This window comes from Methanomethylovorans sp. PtaU1.Bin093 (assembly GCF_002067275.1).
Classification (GTDB): domain Archaea; phylum Halobacteriota; class Methanosarcinia; order Methanosarcinales; family Methanosarcinaceae; genus Methanomethylovorans.
Genome location: NZ_MVQX01000079.1, coordinates 1 through 4,088, shown reverse-complemented (window position 1 = coordinate 4,088; position 4,088 = coordinate 1). Strand labels below are relative to the sequence as shown.

The 4,088-nt window shown below is 48.2% G+C and carries 5 protein-coding genes; all 5 read right to left on the bottom strand.

Annotated features, from left to right (window positions below):
- A partial coding sequence (locus tag A4E24_RS08890) for an AAA family ATPase (RefSeq protein ID WP_292352929.1) occupies nucleotides 1-202 on the bottom strand: 202 nt, incomplete at its 3' end.
- 24 nt (nucleotides 203-226) lie between these two features.
- The gene (locus A4E24_RS08885) at nucleotides 227-814 is read right to left on the bottom strand and encodes an aminodeoxychorismate/anthranilate synthase component II (RefSeq protein ID WP_292352928.1); all 588 of its coding nucleotides are present in this window, start codon (nucleotides 812-814) and stop codon (nucleotides 227-229) included.
- A complete protein-coding gene (gene trpE / locus A4E24_RS08880; protein WP_292352927.1) occupies nucleotides 814-2,385 on the bottom strand; it encodes an anthranilate synthase component I in 1,572 nt (523 codons plus the stop codon). Before trpE ends, A4E24_RS08885 begins: the two co-directional genes overlap by 1 nt.
- A complete protein-coding gene (locus tag A4E24_RS08875; protein ID WP_292352926.1) occupies nucleotides 2,378-3,064 on the bottom strand; it encodes a phosphoribosylanthranilate isomerase in 687 nt (228 codons plus the stop codon). Before A4E24_RS08875 ends, trpE begins: the two co-directional genes overlap by 8 nt.
- Nucleotides 3,018-4,076 (bottom strand): anthranilate phosphoribosyltransferase, encoded by a 1,059-nt coding sequence (trpD, locus tag A4E24_RS08870; RefSeq protein ID WP_292352930.1) that lies wholly within the window; start codon nucleotides 4,074-4,076, stop codon nucleotides 3,018-3,020. The genes A4E24_RS08875 and trpD overlap by 47 nt, the downstream gene beginning before the upstream one ends.
- Nucleotides 4,077-4,088 lie beyond the last annotated feature (12 nt).

Below are 4,088 nucleotides of genomic sequence, written 5' to 3'. Positions count from 1 at the left end.
TGTCGACTTTTTCCATGACCCTCTGCTCCACAAGGTCCATATCAGCCACTACACAGTCCCTTTCGGCATCCACCTCGGAGTAAAGCTTTTCTTCTCTGATCAGTTCATTGAGATGGATCACCTGGTAACCGGGCTTTTTTTCCAGTTGGGCTGTGACCGATGTTTTACCCGTCCCGGGTGTTCCTGTGATACCGACAAGCATGGTCCTCAATAAACCTGCAAAGGCTTAATCCTTATGCATGCCGGCTATCTTCAGGAAGTTCTCGATGATCTTCATACCGCTTTCAGTGAGCACGGATTCCGGATGGAACTGCACACCGTATATAGGATACTTCATGTGTTCTACGGCCATGATAATGCCATCAGGTGTCCTTGCGGTCACTTTTAGTTCATCCGCCAGCTTTTCAATGGCAAGGGAATGGTACCGTCCACCTCTGAAGGTCTGTGGTATACCATCAAAAAGCGGTGAATCTACATGAGTAACGTCAGATGTCTTGCCATGTATCGGGCCGCTTTTTGCATGTCCAACGGTGCCTCCGAAAGCTGCATTGATGGCCTGATGACCGAAACATACACCTAGCAAAGGGATATGAGGGCCAAGATCCCTTATGATATCGAGACAGGCTCCCACATCCTCTGTCTTATGGGGCGTGCCCGGGCCAGGAGACACCACGATGGCATCAGGCTTTATCTTCCTTACTTCTTCCGGGGAGATGATATTCGGAACGATCACTGTGTCCGGTTCGAATATGGAAACATAGTCCACAAGGTTCCAGACAAAGGAATCCTTGTTGTTGATGAACAATACCCTCATTATTTCCCCCCGATGGCTTTTATCATTGCGGCCATTTTTCGCTCGGTTTCCAGGTATTCGTATGTCGGATCTGAGTCCGCCACGATGCCTGCTCCGGCCTGCACATAGGCAGTATTGTTCCTGATCAGAACAGTCCTGATGACTATGGCAAAGTCAGCATCACCGTTCCAGGAATAATACCCCACACCACCACCGTATATGCCTCTGGCATTTGGCTCCAGGTCATCGATGATCTCCATAGCACGTATCTTGGGTGCACCGGATAGCGTACCTGCCGGGAAGATGGCGCGTGTGGCATCGAACTGATCACATTCGTCCCTCAGTTCTCCACTTACAGTACTCTCTATATGCTGGAGATGAGAATATTTTACCACGCTCATGAGGTCATCCACCTTGACCGTTCCGCCCTTTGAGACCATCCTCACATCATTGCGTCCCAGGTCTACGAGCATGATATGCTCAGCTCTTTCTTTCTGATCTTTCAGCATGTGAGAGGCAAGTTCTTTGTCCTCGTCCTCATCCTTACCTCGCGGACATGTGCCTGCAATGGGATTGGTGATGACCTTCCTGTCATAGACCGTCATGAGGGTTTCGGGACTTGCACCCACGATACCGATATCTTTGAAATTGAAAATGTACATGTAAGGGCTTGGGTTTATGTCCCTGAGCCGTATGTACAGTTGCAGTGGGGTCTGGCTCATTTTGACAGTGTACCTGCGTGAAAGCACCACCTGGAAGATATCTCCATCAATGATATGCTGCTTTGCAGCCAGCACTGCTTTTTCAAAAGTTTCCTGATCAGTGCTTGGTACAGGTTCTTCTGACTTTACCTTTGCTAGTATATCGGAACTGATGCCTATCACGGAGGACATGTGCAATGAGCGCTCCATGAGCTGCGCATCTGCTAAAGCGTGTTCGTATACTGCTTCAAGATCACTTTCCTTTGTAACGAACGGAGTTATGACCAGATATGTTTCATTGGTTATGTGGTCAAAGACAAATGTCTTTGTCATTATGGCAAAATGCATCTCAGGCGTGTCAGCATCGGCCTTCTTTTCCCTGCCGATCCAGGGATCGTAGACCAGTTCATAACTATTATAACCGATAGCTCCTCCAAGGAAGGTTTGCCTGTCAAAGCGTTTCTGATTGAGGAGCTCAACATTGTTGCTTGTAGGGAATACCTCACGTAAGGCAGCAAGATCATCATCCTGTTCCTTTAATTGTACCCTGAACCTGCCTCCGATGAGCGATTCAGTAGTCCCCATGGCTTTTACTTTATCATAGATGAACTTTGAAAGCTCGGAGTTCTTCTGGCAATCGATGGTGAGGTATCTGTCCTTTATAGCTACCACTATCTCTGGTTCCGAACCCACAAAAGAGTATCTTGCATGCCTTTTTTCCTTTTCCACCGATTCAAGAAGATACGAATAATTTGCATTCTGCAATGTCGCATACAGTTGCAGGGGAGTGCATATGCTATCCACCTTAGCCATTAGCTGTACGATGGCGGGTGTCTTTGAGCGTTCAACAAGAGCAATAAAATCTTCTTTATTAAGATCGAACTCAACCATTTGCACACCTTATCTGTGAAATGAACCTGCGCACTTTATCAGGGTCCTTCTTTCCATTTTTCTCAACTCCAGACGCGACATCCACTGCATAGGGCCTTACTTCTTCCACTGCCTGGCTCACATTTTCGGGGTTCAGGCCGCCTGCAAGCATCACTGGGGCTTCAAGCCTTTCCACTATTTGCCTGCTCACAGACCAATCATGCACAGCACCGGTCCCGCCCACCATCCCGGCTTTGCTGGAGTCAAGGAGTACGCCATCTATGAGATCATTCTCGAACCTCTCTTCCATTGTAGCTATTGCAGGGTCCATCTCTTCCAGAATGTTATTTTTATCAGCAGGTATGGTGAATGTCTTGATGATCTTCTGCCGGACATTATCCCTTATATATTCAAGATCTGCAAGTAGGAGGTCGTTATGCAGCTGGACGATGTCCGGCTTGCATATATCAATAAGTTCCACAGCTTCCTCCCCGTTCTCCGGCATGATCACAAGCACAGAATCCACGAACAACGGTACCTGTGAGATAAGGGATGATGCAGTTGCAGTGTCGAGCTTCCTGGGACTGTGTACTGGTACTTCCGTTACGAACCCTACAGCATCGGCTCCAAACTTCACGGCCAGTGCTATGTCTTCAGCACACCGCATACCGCAGATCTTCGCTCTTACAGGAGATCTCATATTCTATGCCTTCAAAGGTCTTGTCGCTGAACTGTCTGAGCTTTTCCATGGCCTTACCTGAATCAATGACTGCCTCGACCAAGGGTATGGCTTCCTTCAGAGAGTCGGCTGCACCTGCAACATAGAGTGCGGCTGCGGCATTAATGACAATAAGATCTCTTTTAGGCCCCTTTTCCCCTTTGAAAATGTAGATCATATCCTTTGCGTTCTCAGCAGGCGTGCCGCCTACGATATCTGTAGCCTTTGCCCTCTTGATGCCCAGGTCTTCGGGAGAGATCGTGTATGTCCTGATCGTTCCATCTTTAAGCTCTGCAACCTGCGTCTCTGAGATGTTGGAGATCTCGTCCATGCCGTCCCCATGTACGATGATAGCCCGCTTTGCACCCATTTTCCTGAGTACCTGTGCGAATACCTCACAGAGGCCGGGATCGTATACGCCTATGAGCTGTGCATCCGCACTTGCAGGATTTGTTAGAGGGCCCAGGATATTGAAAATTGTCCTTACACCCATTTCCTTCCTTATGCCTGCAACTCTTTTCATTGCAGGATGGAATACCGGCGCAAGCATGAATCCGATACCTATCTTTTCAATTGATGCTTTCACGTATTCAGGATCTTTATCGATCTTTATCCCCAACTGTTCCAGTACATCCGCACTGCCGGAAAGAGAAGTGATAGCACGGTTTCCGTGCTTTGCCACGTTCACTCCCGCTGCAGAAGCAATGATGGCAGCTGCGGTTGAAACGTTAATTGTATTATGTCTGTCCGCCCCGGTTCCCACGACATCCACAAGTGTGCCTTTCACATCAGGGTGTATGCTCCTGGCAGCTTTTTTCATACCGCATGCGAACCCTGCGATCTCATCAGCAGTCTCACCTTTCATTTTCAAAGCCATGAGCAATCCGGCTATCTGGGCATCTGTGGCCTGAGTGAATATCTCTGTGATAGCTTTCTCAGCCTCTTGCAATGTCAGGTTCTCACCTGCACTTACTTTTTGTATGTATGACTGCATGATAACACCATT

Excerpts from the sequence above, each read along its gene's own strand:
- trpE (WP_292352927.1), bottom strand. The coding sequence starts at position 2,385 with ATGGTTGAGTTCGATCTTAATAAAGAAGATTTTATTGCTCTTGTTGAA.
- trpD (WP_292352930.1), bottom strand. The coding sequence starts at position 4,076 with ATGCAGTCATACATACAAAAAGTAAGTGCAGGTGAGAACCTGACATTG.
- A4E24_RS08885 (WP_292352928.1), bottom strand. The coding sequence starts at position 814 with ATGAGGGTATTGTTCATCAACAACAAGGATTCCTTTGTCTGGAACCTT.
- A4E24_RS08875 (WP_292352926.1), bottom strand. The coding sequence starts at position 3,064 with ATGAGATCTCCTGTAAGAGCGAAGATCTGCGGTATGCGGTGTGCTGAA.